This is a genomic window from Microbacterium sp. AC035 (assembly GCF_979258485.1).
In genome coordinates, this window is the sequence record NZ_OZ409858.1 from 2,414,797 (window position 1) to 2,432,267 (window position 17,471).

Here is a 17,471-nt window from a genome sequence, read left to right on the forward strand (position 1 = left end):
GAAACTCCATTGTTCTCTGTGTGGTGGTGGGGGGATAGGTCGAGTGGGTCAGGTGCGCTGCCGGTTGCGCAGCGAGTCGAGGAACACGGCCAGCAGCACGACGACGCCGACGACGATGTTCTGCCATTCCGACTGGATCGACATGATGCGCAGGCCGTTGACGAGCACGCTCATGATCAGCGCGCCGATGACGGTGCCGAGGATCGACCCTCGTCCGCCGAGCAGGGAGGTGCCGCCGATGATCACCGCGGCGATCGCCTGCAGCTCGTAGCCGGTGCCGATCTGGGGCTGCGCCGAGTCGAGCCGGGCGGCGATCACGATGCCCGCGATACCGGTGAAGGCGCCGGCGAACATGTAGATGAGGATCGTCCAGCGGCGGGTGTTGACGCCCGACAAGCGGGTCGCCTCCTCGTTCGAGCCGATCGCGAACGTGTACCGACCGAGCAGCGTCTTCGACAGCACGAGGAAGGCGACGATCGCGAGAGCCGCGGTGATGAGCACCGCGTTCGGGATGCCGGGGATGATCACGCCGAGCGCGATCTTCTTGAAGTCCGGAGCCGAGGTCGAGAAGTAGATCGGGGCGACGTTCGAGATGACGAGGGCGAGACCGCCGGCGATCATCATCATCGCGAGCGTCGCGATGAACGGAGGGAGTCGGAGGAACGTGATGTTCACGCCGTTCACCAGGCCCATCAGCACACCGGTGAGGATGCCGCCGATGACGCCGACCCAGACCGGAAGGCCCATGTTCGTGACGATGACACCCGTCATCACCGCGCACAGCGCCATGCCGGTGCCGATCGACAGGTCGATGCCGCCGGTGATGATGACGAACGTGGTGCCGAGGGCGAGGATGCCGATGACCGCCGTCGAGAGCAGCACCGTGGCGATGTTGCTGAACGTGAAGAAGTTGGGGCTGGCGATCGAGAAGAACAGCACCAGCACGATCAGCGTGCCGAAGGCGAGCGACTGCTGGAGCTGACGCTTCAGGAACGCTCCGACATCGCGCTTGTCGGTGTTCTCATCGAGCGCGGTCTGGATGATCGTCGTCGTAGACGATCCGGGCTGCTGCGGAGCGCTCATCAGTCTTCCTCTCCGTGGGCTGCGAGTTGCATGATCTTCTCCTGGCTGGCTTCCTCGTTGCGGAGGGTGCCGGTGACGCGTCCGTTCGCGAAGACCGCGATGCGGTTCGCGACGCGGAGGACCTCCGGAAGTTCCGACGAGATGACGATGATGGATTTGCCCTGGTCAGCGAGCTGCTGCATCAGGCGGTAGATCTCTTCCTTCGCGCCGACGTCGATGCCTCGCGTCGGCTCGTCGAAGATGAGGATGTCGCAGTCGCGCATCAGCCACCGGGCGATGACGACCTTCTGCTGGTTTCCTCCCGAGAGCAGCTTCACGACCTGGTTCACCGAGGGCGTCTTGACCCTCAGCTGCTGCACGTACTCCTTGGTGCGGCTCTTGGCCTTGCTGTCGCCCATCCACCCGATGCCGTTGGCATACGAGCCGAGCGAGGCGAGCACGGTGTTGAAGGTCACGTCCTGCTCGAGCATCAGGCCGAGCAGCTTGCGGTCCTCCGAGAGGTAGCCGAGACCGTGCTTCACGGCATCCGCCGGCTGTGCGATGCGCACCGGTCGTCCGCTGATCGAGATCGTGCCCGCATCCCGGTGGTCGGCGCCGATGATGGCCCGAGCCGTCTCGGTGCGTCCGGCACCCATGAGACCGGCGAATCCGAGGATCTCGCCCTTGTGCAGCTGGAACGACACGTCTTTGAGCAGGCTCTTGGTCGAGAGCCCCTGCACGTCGAGCACGATCGGATCGTTGGCGTGCTCGCGGGCCTCGGGGCGGGTCCCCTCGTCGATCACGCGTCCGACCATCATCTCGATGATCTTCGGGATGCTGACCTCTGACTTGTCCAGTGATCCGATGTATGTGCCATCGCGCAGCACCGTGACCCGGTCCGCCAGGCGCCGCAGCTCGTCCATGCGGTGCGAGATGTAGACGATTCCGGTGCCGGTCGCCCGCAGCTGCTCGATGAGCACGAACAGGGTCTCGGTCTCGGAGTCGGTGAGCGCCGAGGTCGGCTCGTCCATGATGAGCACCTTGGCGTTGAACGAGAGCGCCTTGGCGATCTCGACCATCTGCTGCTCGGCCACGGTGAGCTCACCCACGAGCTGCCGTGGGTTGAGCCGGATGCCGAGGCGATCGAGCAGCTCGGCGGTCTGCGTGTTGAGCTTGCGCTCCGACAGGAAGGGCCCCGTGGTGGGCTCGCGTCCCACGTAGATGTTCTGCGCCACGGTGAGGTCGGGCATCAGGTTGAGTTCCTGGTGGATGATCGTGATGCCGAGCTGCTGCGCCTGCAGCGGGCTGGTGAGCTCGACCTCCTGGCCCTCGAACGTGATCGTGCCCTCGTCCTTGGTGTAGATCCCGGAGAGGATCTTCATCAGAGTCGACTTGCCCGCGCCGTTCTCGCCCACGAGCACCAGCACTTCGCCGGCTCGCACCTCGAGGTGCACGTCCTTGAGAGCCTGCACACCGGGGAATCCCTTGCTGATCCCCTCGACTCTGAGAATGGGGTCACTCATGTGCTCACCTGCTTCCTTGAAGGTCGAAATGCGATATTCCAGTCGGGCCTGGAAACATCGGATCAATTCTGCGTCCTGCGCCCCACCCTGCGCAAGTTGTATCTAAATGTAACTAAGACTTCTCCGGATGGGAAGACCTGTAATAACAAGTTGGCAACAGGTCGCCCGATCCGGTGATCGGGCCCACTCAGTGCAGTCGGATCGAGTCGACCGCGACGAGCTTGTCGCGAATGTAGGCGTTGGCGTGCGCGCCGAGTTCGACGTTGTCGGTCCACAGGTTGCGCCAGATGCCGAGCATCCGGCTGAGGTCGGGCGCGACGACCGCCGACGAGAACGACTCGAACACGATCGGACCGTCGTAGCCGATGCGGCCGAGCGCCTTGAAGAAGTTGTCGAAGTCGACGGTTCCCGTGCCGAGATAGCCGCGGTGGCTCTCGCCGATGTGCACGTAGCGGAGGGCGGGAGCCGCATCGAGGACCGGCGCGAACATATCCGACTCCTCGATGTTCATGTGGTACGTGTCGAGATGGATGCCGAGGTTCGGCCGGTCCACCTCCGCGAGGTAGGCGAGCGCTTGCCGTGCGGTGTTCAGCACATTCGTCTCGTAGCGGTTGACCACCTCGAGTGAGACCGAGATGCCGCGCTCGGCGGCGTGGTCGGCGACCCGGGCGATCGTGCGGCGACTGCTCTCGAGACCCTCGGGGGTCACCGGATCCATGTACTTCTGCATCGCGCTGTAGATCACGCCGCAGAAATGCTGCCCGCCGAGATCGGCGAGCACGTCGACCGCCTTGAGCAACAGGGCCTCCCCCGCGGCCACGACCGCAGGCTCGGAGCTGGTGACGTCGGTCGCACCCGACAGCCCGAGCGAGGCGCTGACGGCGAGGTCGTGCTCTTCGAGGGCATCCTTCGCGGCGGCCACATCGAACGTGAAGGGATCCATCAGCGGGAACTCGATCAGGTCGAACCCCGCCGCCTTGGTCTTCTCGACGGAGAGGCGGATGCCGTCGGCGTCGAAGCGTCCGGTCCAGACGAGCCCGTGGCATCCGATGTTCATGAGACCTCTCGGAGACGGGTGTGGGGCACCATCGCCTCTGCAATTTGGCACGTGCCAAGTCTGCGTTCAGGTCACGGTACGCGGGGTCGGATGACCGTGTCAAGAACTTTCTTGGCACGTGCCAATCTCTCGGCTACTGTGGATCCGTCAGCGCCGCGCGGGCGAGCAGCCACGCTCGCACAATCGCGCACCGCGCAGTCGACAGGGAGCTCCATGCCAGCCAGCGTCAAAGACGTCGCCGCCCTCGCCGGGGTCTCCTCCTCGACCGTGTCGAACTACCTCAACCACCCGCATGTGCTGGGCGAGGCGAGCGCAGCGAAGGTCAGGGACGCGATCGAACAGCTCGGCTACGTGCCCAACGAGTCGGCACGGCAGCTGCGCGCGGGGTCGAGCAAGGCGCTCGCGCTGATCCTCCTCGACGCCTGGCTTCCGTACTTCCACGAGCTCTCGCGCGGGGTCGAAGATGTCGCCCGAGAGGAAGGCTGGTCGCTCTTCTTCAGCAACAGCAACCGCGACGCCTCTCTCGAGCGCCGCAACATCGACATGTTCGAGGCGCACCGGGTGCAGGGCATCGTCATCTACCCGCTCGAAGACGTGGTGCCCCGGCTCGAACAGCTCGCCGACCGCGGCATTCGCTCGGTCGTCGTCGGGCCCATCCCCGACTCCCCGACCGTCGGCTCCGTCCTCTTCGACGACCGCGGCGGCGGGCGTCTCGCCGGTGAGCACCTGCTGTCGATCGGACGCCGCAGAATCCTGTTCCTGGGGGCGCCGAGCGTCAGCCAGTCGAACGACCGGCTCCTCGGGCTGCGCGACGCCGTCACCGCGGCCGGCATGACGGCCGATGTCATCGATGTGCCGCACCTGACGACCGAGGACGGCCTCGACGTCGGCGCGCGGATCGCCGAGATGCCCGCCGCCGAACGCCCCGACGCGATCTTCGCCGCGAACGACATGGTGGCGATCGGCGTGCTCACCCAGCTGCTGCGCCGGGGCATCCGCGTTCCCGAGGAGATCGCGCTGGTCGGCTTCGACGATGTCGCACAGGCCCACCAGAGCGTCGTGCCGTTGACGAGCGTGCGGCAGCCCGGGTACGAGATCGGCCGCGCCGCGGGTGCCGCGCTGATCCGTCAGCTCTCCGACCCCACGGCCGAGCTCCCCGCGCCGACGCCGTTCGCCGCCGAGCTCGTGGTCCGCGAGTCGACCGTCGGCCGCTGACCCGCCGCCCCTGGCTCAGGCCGGAATCAGCCCCTCTGCCGCCAGTTCCTCCCACAGCGCACCGGGAATCTCGAGCGCCGCGTACTCGGAGTTCTGGCGCAGCTGCGCCGGCCGACTTCCTCCGACCACCACCGAGCGCACCACATCCGACTGCAGCGGGAACTGGATCGCCGCGGCGGGCAGCGGCACGTCGTGCTCGGCGCACACCCGCGCGATGCGCAGCAGCCGTTCCCAGAGCTCGTCGGGCAGCTGCCCGTACTCGTACCGGCCGTCCCGACGGGGTTCGTCCGACGCCAGCAATCCCGAGTTGAAGACCGACGCCGCGACGATCCCCGTTCCGGTCTCGCGGCAGGCCGGCAGCACGTGAGCCGCTGCGGGCTGCTCGAGCAGCGTGTACCGACCGGCGACCATGACCAGGTCGAGGTCTGCGGCGCGCACGGACGCGGCGAGCGCGTCGGACACCATCGAGCCGATCCCGACGGCAGCCACCTCGCCGTCGGCGCGCAGCTGCGCGAGCGCCGGCAGCGCCTCCGCGAGTGCGAGGTCGAGGTCGTGCCGCTCGGGGTCGTGCAGGTAGAGCAGGTCGATCCGCTCGATGCCGAGGCGCTCGCGCGACTCGTCGAGACTGGCGCGGATCCCCGATGCCGAGAAGTCCCACACGCGCTGCAGGTCGTCGGGCACGTGGAAGTCGTTCGCGGTATCGAGGCCGCCGTCGTGGTCGGGGTTCGGCCGCAGCAGCCTTCCGACCTTGGTCGACAGCACGTACTCATCGCGCGGCTTGGTCTGCAGGAACGCCCCGAGGCGACGCTCCGAGAGCCCGAGGCCATAGTGCGGAGCGGTGTCGAAGTAGCGGATGCCGCTGTCCCACGCCGCTTCCAGAATCGCCCACGACTCGTCGTCGCTCAGCGCGCGGAACAGGTTGCCGACGTTCGCGGCGCCGTACCCGAGCGAGGGAATCGCCAGAGCGTCAGACCCCGACATGCTGCCCCGTCCAGGTGTAGGCGGCGATGCTCTCGGCCTTCATCTCCATGCCCGATCCCGGCACGATCGGCGCCATGTACGAGCCGCCCTGGATGTCGGTGGGGATCACGAAGTGCTCGTGCAGGTGGTCGACGAACTCGATCATCCGGCCCTCGCGTGTGCCGGTGACGGCGACGAAGTCGAACATCGACAGGTGCTGCACGGCCTCGCACAGTCCGACACCACCGGCGTGCGGGCACACCGGCACACCGAACTTGGCGGCGAGCAGCAGGTTGGCGATGTTCTCGTTGACCCCCGCGACGCGCACGGCGTCGATCTGCATGACCGAGATCGCCTCGGCCTGCAGCAACTGCTTGAAGATCACGCGGTTCTGCGCGTGCTCGCCCGTCGCGACGCGAATGGGCGCGACTCCCCTCGCGATCTCGGCGTGACCGAGCACATCGTCGGGGCTGGTGGGCTCTTCGATCCAGGCGGGGTGGAACTCTGCGAGCGCATTCACCCACTCGATCGCCTCCGACACCTCCCACCGCTGGTTCGCGTCGATCGCGATGGGGAAGTCGGGTCCGCAGACCTCGCGCGCCTTGCGGAACCGGCGGATGTCGTCGTCGAGGTCGGCGCCGACCTTGAGCTTGATCTGCGTGAAGCCGTCGGCCATCGCCTCGCGAGCCAGGCGCTCGAGCTTCTCGTCGGAGTAGCCGAGCCAGCCGGGGCTGGTCGTGTAACCGGGATATCCGGTGGCCAGGAGCTCCCGCTCGCGCTCGAGGCGCCCGGGTTCGGCGGCGCGCAGGATCTCGAGGGCATCCTCGGGCGTCAGCGCATTGGTGAGGTAGCGGAAGTCGACGAGGCCTACGAGCTCCTCCGGCGTCATCCTCGCCAGCAGCTGCCAGAGCGGCAGACCGGCGCGTTTGGCCTTGATGTCCCACAGCGCGTTGATGACCGCGCCGATGGCCATGTGCATCACGCCCTTCTCGGGGCCGAGCCAGCGCAGCTGCGAGTCGCCGATGATGTCGCGGAACGTCGTGCCCATGTCGTCCAGCAGCGGCTCGATCTCGCGACCGACGAGGTGCCCGGCGAGCGCGTCTATCGCGGCGACCTGCACGTCGTTGCCGCGGCCGATCGTGAAGACGAAGGCGTGGCCGTCGATGCCGTCCTCAGCATCCGTGCGCACGATCACGTATGCAGCGGAGTAGTCGGGGTCGGGGTTCATGGCATCCGACCCGTCCAGACTCAGCGACGTGGGGAAGCGGATGTCGGTCGTGTCGAGGGCGACGATGCGGCTCACGGGGTCCTCTCGTGCACGGGTGGGGATTCGTGCGGATCTCTTGGAGTGTAAACATCCGATGTCTATACTGTCAACGAGACGGGCCACCACGGCGCGCCCTCAGCAGCACAGAATCCCCAGCGGTCAGGAGAGACATGAAGTTCGCACGGCTAGGCACTCCCGGCGCCGAGATCCCCGTCCTCGTCGAAGGCGAGCGCTACCTCGATCTGAGGTCGGTGACATCCGATGTGAACGGTGACTTCCTCGCCACCGACTTCCGCGCACGGATCGACGCCGCTCGCGCCGCCGACGAGCTGCCTGTGCTCGAGGACGCCGCTGCGATGCGCATCGGAGCGCCGATCGCCCGCCCCAGCGCCGTCATCTGCATCGGTCAGAACTACGCCGCCCACGCCCGCGAGTCGGGCTCCGAGCCGCCGACCGTGCCGATCTTGTTCCTGAAGACCCCGAACACGGTCGTCGGCCCGAACGATGCCGTCACGATCCCCCGCGGCAGCGAGAAGACCGACTGGGAGGTCGAGCTCGGCATCGTCATCGGCGCCCGCGCCGCCTACCTGGATTCGCCCGGGGATGCCGACGCACACATCGCCGGCTACGTCACCGCGAACGACGTCTCGGAGCGCGCCTTCCAGATGGAGGTCTCGGGCGGGCAGTGGTCGAAGGGCAAGATCGCGCCCGGCTTCAACCCGACCGGCCCGTGGCTGGTCACCCCCGACGAGGTCGACGTCGACGACCTTCAACTGCGCAGCTGGGTCAACGGCGAGACCCGTCAGGACTCGAACACGAACGACATGATCTTCGACGTGCGCGTGATCGTGCACCACCTGTCGCAGTACGTCACCCTCGAGCCCGGCGATCTGATCCTCACCGGCACTCCGCAGGGCGTCGCCTTCGGCGGCAAGTTCCCCTACCTGACGGCGGGCGACGTGGTCGAGATCGAGATCGAAGGACTCGGGCACCAGCGACAGGAGTTCGTGGCATGGGAGGCACAGAAGTGAGCAACGCACTCGACGGACTCGTCGCGATCGTCACTGGCGGAGCATCCGGAATCGGCGCCGCCGTCGCCGCCCGCCTGCACGCCGATGGAGCTCAGATCGCGGTGCTCGACCGGGACATCTCCGGAGCGGATGCCGCCTTCGCCGCGTTCACGGCCGACGTGTCGGACCGCGCATCGGTGGATGCCGCTGTGGATGCCGTCGCCGCGAGGTTCGGCCGCATCGACATCGTGGTGAACAACGCCGGGGTCGGCGCGCAGGGCGACATCAGCGCCAACGACGACGACGAGTGGGCCCGGGTGCTCTCGATCAACGTCACCGGCATCGCCCGCGTCACCTCGGCGGCGCTGCCGTGGCTCAAGAAGTCGCCGAGTGCGGCCGTCTGCAACACGGCATCCATCGCCTCGACCACCGGTCTGCCCCAGCGCGCCCTCTACAGCGCGTCGAAGGGGGCCGTCTCCGCTCTGACCCGCGCCATGGCGGCCGATCACCTGCGGGAGGGCATCCGCGTCAACGCGGTGAACCCCGGCACCGCCGACACCCCCTGGGTCGGACGCCTGCTTGATTCGGCCGACGATCCGGCCGCCGAGCGCGCCGCCCTCGAGGCCCGTCAGCCGCACGGCCGCCTGGTCTCGCCCGACGAGGTCGCCGCGGCTGTCGCCTACCTGGTGAGCCCCTCCGCCGGATCCACCACCGGCACCTTCATCGAGGTCGACGGCGGCATGGCGCAGCTGCGCCTCCGCCCCGCCGGCAGCTGAGCGCGTCGTCCTCCTCCCCGGCCTCGGACAGCACAGCAGGCCCCGATTCGCACACGATCCTCGGCAGTTCGTGTGCTGTTCGGGGCTCGGTGTGCACGACGTGACTGCGGGGCGTGAGGAGCGCCCGCTACGCGCGGTCGCCGCGCAGCCATCCCAGGAACCCGCGACGGGGCCGCTCCTCCCGAGCATCGACGTGAGCGGGCCGCTGGCCGATCCGGTAGAACTCCTCAGCGTTGCGCCACATGAGGGCGTCGACATCGTGCCCGCGGCGCTCGGCCCAGCCGCTCACGGCATCCGCCCACCGGCTGCGCGCCGTCGGCTGGTACATCGGGGATCCGTCTTCGTTCGCATACGGATCATCCGCCTCGGCGGGGCCGATGACCGAGACCGGCCAGTCACTCCCCCACATGAGCCGCTCGACCCCGAACGCGTCGGCTGCGGCATCGAGGAACGGATGCAGCTGCTCGGCCGACCAGTCGCCGCCGGCCTCCGCCGGGAGCCCCGACAGCTTGCACCACACGTTCGGATGCCGTGCGAGGTCGTCGAGGTCGCGCACCCATTCCATCGTCGGTGCCACCGGAGCATCCGCGGTGCCGACCGTCGGCTTGCCGAGATGATCGAGCACCATTCGCAGTTCGGGCACCGCTCCCGCGAGACGAGCGATCTCCGGAAGCTGCGAGGCGCGCACGCATGCGTCGAAGGCCCACTCGCGCGCGGCGACCTCGCGTGCCCCCGTCACGAACGCGGCCGACACCGCGAGTCCGTCGGGCTCGCCCTGCAGATTGTGCCGCACTCCGACCACGAGCGGCTCGGCGGCGAGGCCCTCGAGGTGCGCGGTGGTGTCGGTGCCGCGGTCGAGGCGGGCGCCGGCGACGATTCCGACCACCCCGACCCGATCAGCCAGGCCCGCGACCCAGCGCACCTCGTCGAGGAAGTCGTCTTCGATGGTCTCGGCCTGCACGAAGACCGCCCGCTCGGAGGTTGCCCGCCGTATTCGCGCATGCTCGATCTCGGTCGCACCGAACAGCCAGCCGAGGGGGCCTTCGAGCCAGATGTAGTGCAGAAGCTCGGGATCCCAGAGGTGCAGGTGCGAATCGAGTACGCGCATGCCCCCATCCTGCCGCAGACATCCGATGAATGGCTAGGATGACGCCATGGCTGTGACTGACGACGCGATCGAGAAGATCAAGGCGATGATCGTGTCGGGCGAGCTCGCCCCCGGCGATCGCCTCCCTCCCGAGAAGGAGCTGTCCGAGCGACTCGGGCTCTCTCGCAACTCGATGCGCGAGGCGGTGAAAGCGCTCGAGGTGATCCGCGTGCTCGACGTGCGGCGCGGCGACGGCACCTACGTGACGAGCCTCGAACCCCACCTGCTGCTCGAGGCGATCTCGTTCGTGGTCGACATGCACGACGACGATTCGATGCTCGAGATCTTCGCAGTGCGACGGATGCTGGAGTCGCAGGCGACCGGTCTCGCGGCCACCCTCGGCACCGACGAGGCGATCGCCGACCTCGAGCGCGAGGTCGAGTCCATCGACCCCACCGTCAGCGTCGAAGCGCTCGTCGAGCACGACATCCGCTTCCACCGCGAGATCGCCGGGATGGCGGGCAACGCCTATCTCGCCAGCCTCATCGAGCACCTGAGCAGCCAGACCGTGCGTGCCCGCGTGTGGCGAGGCCTCACCGAGGGCGGGGCGGTCGAACGCACCCTGTCGGAGCACCGGGCCATCGCCGAGGCGATCGCGCGGCACGACTCGGGCCTCGCGATCTCGCTCGCCACCGCGCACATCGCCGGGGTCGAGCGGTGGCTGCGCCAGGCGGCATCCGCCTGACGCCGCGTCGTCCTCTCTCGGCCACGCGCACGTCCCTCGGGGCTTCCCTTCACGCTCGCGTCACCCGGCCCTTGCCGGCACGTTCGGCCAGACGCGCTTCGGTCGGCCGTATCCGTGACGTCGGGCCGCATCTGGCACGTCTGGCCGACGCTGGACCACCCGATCGAATCCCGCCTCAGGCCCCGAGCCGCCCCATGGCCGCGTCGAACTCGGCGGCCGAGCTGTCGCTGACCTCGTGGAACAGCACCTGCTCGATCACGTCGGGGGCTGCGGTGAAGTACGGCACCCCCGCGAGCCGCAGACCCGTGATGTCGTCGGGTGAGCGCAGGCTCGCGGCGAGCACGTTCGACTCGCTGCCCGCGCAGACCTCCTGCATGCGGGCGATCACGGCGTCGCCGTCGATGCCGGCATCCCGCATCCGCCCGAGGTAGGGGGCGATGTACTGCGCACCGATCGAGGCGCAGGCCAGCGCCTGCGCGACCGTGTAGACGGCGGTGACGAGCACGGTCGCGCCGTCGGCCACCAGAGCGGATGCCGCGGCGAAGCCGTCGCGCGTCGCGGGGACCTTCACGACCACCCTGTCGCCGAGCGCCCGGATGCCCTCGGCGTTGCGCAGGAACGATGCGGTGTCGCCGCCCCACGTCTGGAAGAAGATCTCCCGGGCGCCTTCACTCGACCAGCGCGCATAGAGGTCGGGGATCTCGGCGGCGGTGCGTCCACCCCGCTCGAGGATCGTGGGGTTGGTCGTGACGCCGTGCACGACCCCCGCCGCGAGCAGAGAAGAGACGCGGTCGACGTCCGCGCTGTCGACATAGAGACGGGGGGCCAGCGCGGTCATCGGGTCTCCTTGTGCACAACCTGTCGTTACAGGTTCGGATTCGGCTAATGTAATGACAGCCGCGGAGGATGTCAAAGCACCCCGCATCGACGACGATCAGGAGTGCCATGACAGCCGCCACCTCGCCCGATCGCACCGGCGTCGTCATCGTCGGCAGTGTGACCGCAGACGTGACGACCTTCTCGACCCGACTCCCCGCCCGCGGCGAGACCATCCTCGGTGACGAGTTCACCCTCATGCTCGGCGGCAAGGGCGCGAACCAGGCGGTCGCGGCCGGGCGCTCCGGAGCACGCACGAGCTTCGTCGGATGCGTCGGCGACGACCTCTTCCACGACCTCGTCGTCGACGGGCTGAGCGAGGCAGGCGTCGACCTCGCGCACCTGCGCACGGTGCCCGGGCCGACGGGCATCGCGCACATCCGCGTCGACGCCTCGGCGCAGAACGACATCGTGATGGTGCCGCTCGCCAACGCCGCTCTCAGCACCGAGCAGATCGATGCGGCGCTCGCGGCCCTCGCGCCGACCACGTCGGTGCTCCTGACTCAGCTCGAGACGCCGTCGGCGCTCACCGCGCACATCACGTCGCGCGGACGCGAGCACGGCATGACCGTCATCCTCGACCCGGCACCCGCCGCTCCTCTCGACGACGCGGTCTGGGCGAGCATCGACATCGTCACTCCGAACGAGACCGAGGCGTCGGTGCTCAGCGGCATCGAGGTGACGGATGCCGCCTCAGCCGCGCTCGCAGGACGCTGGTTCCTCGACCGCGGTGTCGGTGCGGCCGTGATCACGCTCGCAGGACAGGGGTCCTGCGTCGTGACGGCGGCCGGAGCATCCGTCATCCCACCGTTCCCGGTCGAGGCCGTCGACACGACCGCCGCGGGCGACGCCTACGCCGGGTATCTCGGTGCTGCGCTGGCGAACGGCCTCGAGCTGACGGATGCCGTGCGCATCGCCACCGCGGCCGGCGCCCTCGCCGTCACGAAGCAGGGCGCATCGCCGAGCCTGCCGCTGCGAGCCGAGGTCGATGCATTCCTGGCCGCACGAGAAGCCCACTGACGTCCTCCGAGGAGACACCATGCGCAAGACAGCGACGACCATCAACCCCGCCCTCTCGCGCGTCATCAGCGAGACGGGCCACACCGATCTGCTGGTGGTGACCGATGCGGGGCTGCCGATTCCGCCGGGGTCCGAGCGCATCGATCTCGCGTACCGCCCCGGGGCGCCGGCGTTCTTCGACGTGCTCGACACCGTGCTGGCCGAGCTCGTCGTCGAGGGAGCGACGGTGTCGGAAGAGGTCGCCGAGAAGAGCCCCGAGGTGCTGGCTGCTCTGCGCGAGCGCTTCGCCGACCAGGACTTCGAGATCGAGCTCATCCCGCACGTCGAGTTCAAGAAGCTGACGCACTCGGCGCGCGCGTTCGTGCGCTCGGGCGAGTTCACTCCGTATGCCAATGTGATCCTGCACGCGGGAGTGGCGTACTGAGATGAACGACACGATCGACCGCCACTCCGCGGCACCCATGTACGACCAGCTGCGTCAGCTGATCATCGAGGGCATCTCGCGAGACGGCCTGCAGCCGGGCGACCCGCTGCCCGGCGAGCACCGGTTGTGCGAGCGCTACGGCATCTCGCGCACGGTCGTGCGCCAGGCGCTGGCCCAGCTCGAGCACGAGGGCCTTGTCGAGCGGGTCAAGGGCAAGGGCACGTTCGTCTCGCGTCCGCGCACGAGCGAGAGCCTCGTGCACACGCTGGTCGGGCTCTACGACGACGTCGAGCGCCGCGGCGGACACGTGCACAGCGACGTGCTGCGGCACGAGCAGACGCTCGCCGACGACGAGATCGCGGCGGCGCTCGAGGTCGAGGTCGGCACGCCCGTCGTGGTGCTCGATCGCCTCCGTCACGTCGACGGCGAGCCGTGGTCGCTCTCCACGACCTGGATGCCGGATGCCGTCGGCGGCGTCACGCTCGGCGTCGACCTGTCGGAGCGATCGCTGTATCGCCTGCTGTCCGATCACGACATCGTGGCGACCAGCGGCGTCCGGTCGGCCGAGGCGACAGTCGCGACCCACGAGCAGGCGCAGCATCTCGGCGTGAGCGCCGGCTCGGCGCTGCTGCGGCTGCGCAGCGTGAGTCGTTCCGCCGACGGCATCCCGATCGAGTACTTCGTGGCCCACCACCGTGGTGACCGCTCGCGCTTCGAGTTCCAACTGCAGCAGGAGCAGTCGCAGGCGTCGCTGCTGCACGTCGACGGCGACGGCGGCACGTCCCGCGCCGGCACCGTCAGCTGAACAGGCGAGCCGGACGAGCGAGCCGGGCGAGTCGGCCGAGGCCGCTAGCCTGAAGCGGAGCACGCGTCGCACCGGGTGACGCGAGCAGGGGGGCAACACGATGGTCGACGACGCGCACGCGACAGGGGCGGATCCCGATCCGGTCATCCCCCCGCCTCCCGCTGTGCCGCCCGCCGGCGCCGGGTCATCCGTGCCGCTCGCGCCGCCGGTGGGTGGCCCTGCGGCACCTCCGCTCCCTCCCTACGCGGTCGGCTCGCAGCCCGCTTCCCCGGCGGGCCCTCCCGCACCTCCGCTGCCTCCCTACGCCTCGGTTCCGCAGCCAGGGCAGCATCCGTCGCAGTATCCCGCAGACCAGCCAGGTCAGTATCCGGCTCCGCAACCGGGCCGGTTCCCGACGGGGCAGCAGTCGTCTGCATCCTACGGAGCGGCATACCCGTACCCCTCCGCGCCCCCGAGCCCTCCTTCGCGCTCGGGCAGGACCCTCGGCATCGTGATCGCGGCGGTCGCCGCGTTCGTGCTGATCATCGTCGTCGGTGTCGGCGTGGCCGTGACCCTGCTGCTGAGTTCGCGTACCGAACCGGCGACCGCTCCGCCGGCCACGACCATCACGGAAGAGCCCGCAGCTCCCTCCGCCCCACCGCAGAACGAGTCGGATTCCGATTCCGACGACTCCGGCGACTCCGATGCGTCGGGCATCGAGGCGACGCTGCAGGCGAAGATCGACGAGTACAAGCGACTGCGCGACAGCGGCGCACTGTGGGAGAGCATCCCCGACAACGACTTCAACCGCACCGCCGTCTCGGCCTTCCTCTACCTCCTCACCGATATGAAGGTCGCGACGCTCTGGGGCGCCGACGAGGCGCAGGCGCAGGAATACGAGGAGCGGATGGCGATGCTCGAGGAGCGCCTGCTCGCCCAGCAGCCGCTCGGCGACGACATCAAGATCTCTCTCGAAGACAAGGTCTTCACCTACGACGGCGAGACGGGCGAGGGCGGCTACACCGACAGGTAGACGGGCGTTACGCTCGAAGGATGAGCGACTGGACCAGCACCGCGATCGCCCTGCTGGAAGCCGATGCGAACCGCAGCGCAGACACGCATCTGCATCTGTTCCCTCTGCCGCCCGAGTGGGGCATCGATCTGTATCTGAAAGACGAGTCGGTGCACCCCACCGGTTCGCTCAAGCACCGTCTCGCGCGCTCGCTGATCCTGTACGGACTCGTCAACGGCCGCATCACCGAGGACTCGACGCTCGTGGAGTCCTCGAGCGGATCCACCGCCGTCTCCGAGGCGTACTTCGCGCGGATGCTGGGGCTGCCGTTCGTCACCGTCGTGCCGCGGTCGACCAGCCAGGAGAAGATCGATCTCATCGAGTTCTACGGCGGGCGCTGCCATTTCGTCGACCGTGCTGAGGACATGTCGCCCGAGGCCCAGCGTCTTGCGTCCGAATGCCACGGGCACTATCTCGACCAGTTCACGTTCGCCGAGCGCGCCACCGACTGGCGCGGCAACAACAACATCGCCGAGAGCGTGTTCAGCCAGCTGTCGCAGGAGCGGCATCCGATCCCCCGCTGGATCGTGGTGGGTGCGGGCACCGGCGGCACGAGCGCGACCTTCGGCCGGTACGTCAAGTACCGCCGCCACGAGACGCAGATCGCGGTCGTCGACCCCGAGGGCTCGGCGTTCTACGACGGCTGGGCCGGAACCGTCGATCCACCCGTCGGGCGCCCGAGTCGCATCGAGGGCATCGGCCGACCGCGCGTCGAGGCATCGTTCGTGCCGAGCGTGATCGACGAGATGATCCGTGTTCCCGACGCGGGCTCGATCGCGGCGATCCGGATGCTGCGCGAGCGCACCCTGCACCTGGCCGGCGGCTCGACCGGCACGAACCTGTACGGGGCGTTCCAGCTGATCGCGCGCATGCGCGCCGCCGGCGAGACAGGCAGCATCGTCACCCTGATCTGCGACAGCGGCATCCGCTATGCCGGCACGTACTTCAACGACGAGTGGGTCGCCGGGCAGGGCTGGGATCTCGCCCCGCATCGCGCGCGCCTCGACCACTTCCTCGACACCGGCGTCTGGGTCGACTGAGCAGCGTTCAGTTTCCATGACTCCGGAGATCCGGACAGGTCATTTCCAGAGAAGGCGGCGCTTCTGAGCAAGGCCAGCGTGCACCTCGATGCCCCTGAAATGTGAGGATTTCCTTGTACTCGACGTGGTTCGTCAAGGGCAACCAGAGCGGCCCGCTCAAGCCCTGCACTTCCGTCACTAAACGAGGGAGGTGTCGGCCGATCTCCGCGAGGGCCGCATCTTCTTCCCGCGCAAAGTACTGGGCGCGGAGAACCCGACATGTGACAACCGCGAGGATACGCTCGGTCGGGTGAATAAAAAGCAACGAAAGCCTGCGACGAAGGGCAACAGGTCCGCGACGACGAAGAACGAGACCGGGCTCAAGAAGTCTGCCAGCAACAACGAGGCTCGGCCTCAGCCATGGAAAGCATCCCTCTGGTTTGAGCCCTCTGTGTTCATGGTGTTGACCCTCGGAATATTCTTCCTCACCCCACCCCTATCCTGGCCTGGCGATTACGCGGAAGCATACGCTGCCGTCGGTGCATACCTCACGCCGGTCCTGAACCAATCCCTGGCGATCCTTGGCATAGTCAGCACAGTCATCGTGTCCATCGCTGTGATGACACGATTCGGCTTCGACTCCGAACTCTTGCACCCAAAGCTGCATCAGGTGCTCACCAGCGTCCTCCTCGCCACCTTCTTTCTACTTCTTCTGGTCGCGGCCTGCGGTGTGCGGGTCGCAACAGTCGACAGCGGCCGATGGCCGGAAGTCATCATTGTTCTCGGCTTGACCTGGATGCTGAGCTTGGCCGCGCGCCTCGCCATCGGTCGTGCTGCCGCGCAGGCCCAAGCCGACGATGGCACCCGCCGCTGGCTGCGCCAGAAGTGGCGGGCGGAGAAGTACGGTCTCCACCGCAAGAACCCCGTCCCCGCACGCACCCGTCGCGGTACCGTTCTTGTCTTCGTCGTCCCGCAGCTCTTGTGGGCGTTGACCTGGGCGACTGTGGCGATTCGCACCATGTCGGATCATGACGCGTGGCGTGGTTTCGCCCTCCCGATGTACGCGATCTTCCCGCCCCTCACAATCCTTGCAGTCTCGCTCACCTGGTGGGTGTCACGCGATCTCTCGCTCACTCTTGGCGGGGCGGTGTATGCCCTGATGCCCCCTGTATGCCTGGCGCTCGTCTCCTCCGGGCTCCTCGTCGTCGTCATCATCGTCATTCCCTACGAACGAGAACCCTGGGTCGGTGTGGGTATCGGCGCGATCGCGCTCATCTCCGCGCAAATTGCGTTCATGGCCGCGACGCCGGTTCGACGGAGCGTTCGATGGATCCGTGACACGGAAGACGCCGCGACGATCACCTCACTGCAGGCAGTGCGGAAGAAGGCCAAGGAACTGCAGAGGAAGGCCGCCGCCGCACTCGCCAAAGGGGACGATAACAGCGCGCCAGCACGCGCATGAGGGATTCACGGCCTTTGCCTTCGATATCGGCGCGGAACTGTCGCTCGCTCTTCTCGAACCCCGAGCCACCGTCCGATCAGCAAAGGTCGGCGATCTGCAAGCGACCAACGAG

General features: G+C 68.0%; 17 protein-coding genes. 10 read left to right on the forward strand and 7 right to left on the reverse strand.

Annotation, left to right across the window (positions count from 1 at the left end):
* Positions 1 to 48: 48 nt before the first annotated feature.
* From ACZ0AA_RS11645 to ACZ0AA_RS11655, 3 genes are all read right to left on the reverse strand, one after another.
* Complete coding sequence (locus tag ACZ0AA_RS11645; RefSeq protein WP_311257874.1) at positions 49 to 1,083, reverse strand: ABC transporter permease; 1,035 nt, start codon at positions 1,081 to 1,083, stop codon at positions 49 to 51.
* Positions 1,083 to 2,585 (reverse strand): sugar ABC transporter ATP-binding protein, encoded by a 1,503-nt coding sequence (locus ACZ0AA_RS11650; protein ID WP_463512978.1) that lies wholly within the window; start codon positions 2,583 to 2,585, stop codon positions 1,083 to 1,085. Before ACZ0AA_RS11650 ends, ACZ0AA_RS11645 begins: the two co-directional genes overlap by 1 nt.
* A 187-nt stretch (positions 2,586 to 2,772) precedes the next feature.
* A complete protein-coding gene (locus ACZ0AA_RS11655; RefSeq protein WP_463512979.1) occupies positions 2,773 to 3,642 on the reverse strand; it encodes a sugar phosphate isomerase/epimerase family protein in 870 nt (289 codons plus the stop codon).
* Between the two features lie 213 nt (positions 3,643 to 3,855).
* Between ACZ0AA_RS11655 and ACZ0AA_RS11660 the strand changes: the two genes are divergently transcribed.
* Positions 3,856 to 4,857, forward strand: coding sequence for a LacI family DNA-binding transcriptional regulator (locus ACZ0AA_RS11660; RefSeq protein WP_463512980.1), 1,002 nt, complete (start codon positions 3,856 to 3,858; stop codon positions 4,855 to 4,857).
* Between the two features lie 15 nt (positions 4,858 to 4,872).
* On the opposite strand, the gene ACZ0AA_RS11665 is transcribed toward ACZ0AA_RS11660, so the two are convergent.
* Both ACZ0AA_RS11665 and ACZ0AA_RS11670 read right to left on the reverse strand, forming a co-directional pair.
* Entirely contained in the window at positions 4,873 to 5,838 is a 966-nt protein-coding gene (locus ACZ0AA_RS11665) for an aldo/keto reductase (RefSeq protein ID WP_463512981.1), read from the reverse strand.
* Positions 5,825 to 7,120 carry an L-fuconate dehydratase gene (locus ACZ0AA_RS11670; protein ID WP_463512982.1) on the reverse strand — a complete coding sequence of 432 codons (1,296 nt, stop codon included), beginning with the start codon at positions 7,118 to 7,120 and terminating at the stop codon, positions 5,825 to 5,827. Before ACZ0AA_RS11670 ends, ACZ0AA_RS11665 begins: the two co-directional genes overlap by 14 nt.
* Positions 7,121 to 7,254: 134 nt before the next feature.
* Here ACZ0AA_RS11670 and ACZ0AA_RS11675 point away from each other — a divergent pair, with 134 nt between their 5' ends.
* Entirely contained in the window at positions 7,255 to 8,115 is an 861-nt protein-coding gene (locus ACZ0AA_RS11675; RefSeq protein WP_463512983.1) for a fumarylacetoacetate hydrolase family protein, read from the forward strand.
* A complete protein-coding gene (locus tag ACZ0AA_RS11680; protein WP_463512984.1) occupies positions 8,097 to 8,870 on the forward strand; it encodes an SDR family NAD(P)-dependent oxidoreductase in 774 nt (257 codons plus the stop codon). Before ACZ0AA_RS11675 ends, ACZ0AA_RS11680 begins: the two co-directional genes overlap by 19 nt.
* A 127-nt stretch (positions 8,871 to 8,997) precedes the next feature.
* On the opposite strand, the gene ACZ0AA_RS11685 is transcribed toward ACZ0AA_RS11680, so the two are convergent.
* Positions 8,998 to 9,978, reverse strand: a complete 981-nt coding sequence (locus ACZ0AA_RS11685) for an amidohydrolase family protein (RefSeq protein WP_463512985.1) — start codon at positions 9,976 to 9,978, stop codon at positions 8,998 to 9,000.
* Positions 9,979 to 10,024: 46 nt separating this feature from the next.
* Here ACZ0AA_RS11685 and ACZ0AA_RS11690 point away from each other — a divergent pair, with 46 nt between their 5' ends.
* Positions 10,025 to 10,702: a FadR/GntR family transcriptional regulator gene (locus ACZ0AA_RS11690; protein WP_463512986.1), complete on the forward strand. Its 678-nt coding sequence runs from the start codon at positions 10,025 to 10,027 to the stop codon at positions 10,700 to 10,702.
* 175 nt (positions 10,703 to 10,877) lie between these two features.
* Here ACZ0AA_RS11690 and ACZ0AA_RS11695 read toward each other — a convergent pair whose 3' ends face one another.
* On the reverse strand, positions 10,878 to 11,540 hold the full coding sequence (locus tag ACZ0AA_RS11695; RefSeq protein WP_463512987.1) for a transaldolase family protein: 663 nt from the start codon (positions 11,538 to 11,540) through the stop codon (positions 10,878 to 10,880).
* Between the two features lie 107 nt (positions 11,541 to 11,647).
* Between ACZ0AA_RS11695 and ACZ0AA_RS11700 the strand changes: the two genes are divergently transcribed.
* The 6 genes from ACZ0AA_RS11700 (at position 11,648) to ACZ0AA_RS11725 (ending at position 17,359) form a co-directional block, all read left to right on the forward strand.
* Positions 11,648 to 12,598 (forward strand): ribokinase, encoded by a 951-nt coding sequence (locus ACZ0AA_RS11700; RefSeq protein WP_400864292.1) that lies wholly within the window; start codon positions 11,648 to 11,650, stop codon positions 12,596 to 12,598.
* 19 nt (positions 12,599 to 12,617) lie between these two features.
* Complete coding sequence (gene rbsD, locus ACZ0AA_RS11705; RefSeq protein WP_210096044.1) at positions 12,618 to 13,022, forward strand: D-ribose pyranase; 405 nt, start codon at positions 12,618 to 12,620, stop codon at positions 13,020 to 13,022.
* Position 13,023: 1 nt separating this feature from the next.
* Complete coding sequence (locus tag ACZ0AA_RS11710; protein WP_400864286.1) at positions 13,024 to 13,827, forward strand: GntR family transcriptional regulator; 804 nt, start codon at positions 13,024 to 13,026, stop codon at positions 13,825 to 13,827.
* Between the two features lie 490 nt (positions 13,828 to 14,317).
* Positions 14,318 to 14,839, forward strand: coding sequence for a hypothetical protein (locus tag ACZ0AA_RS11715; RefSeq protein ID WP_463512988.1), 522 nt, complete (start codon positions 14,318 to 14,320; stop codon positions 14,837 to 14,839).
* 20 nt (positions 14,840 to 14,859) lie between these two features.
* Complete coding sequence (locus ACZ0AA_RS11720) at positions 14,860 to 15,918, forward strand: PLP-dependent cysteine synthase family protein (RefSeq protein ID WP_400864280.1); 1,059 nt, start codon at positions 14,860 to 14,862, stop codon at positions 15,916 to 15,918.
* 190 nt (positions 15,919 to 16,108) lie between these two features.
* Entirely contained in the window at positions 16,109 to 17,359 is a 1,251-nt protein-coding gene (locus tag ACZ0AA_RS11725; RefSeq protein ID WP_463512989.1) for a hypothetical protein, read from the forward strand.
* Positions 17,360 to 17,471: the final 112 nt, after the last annotated feature.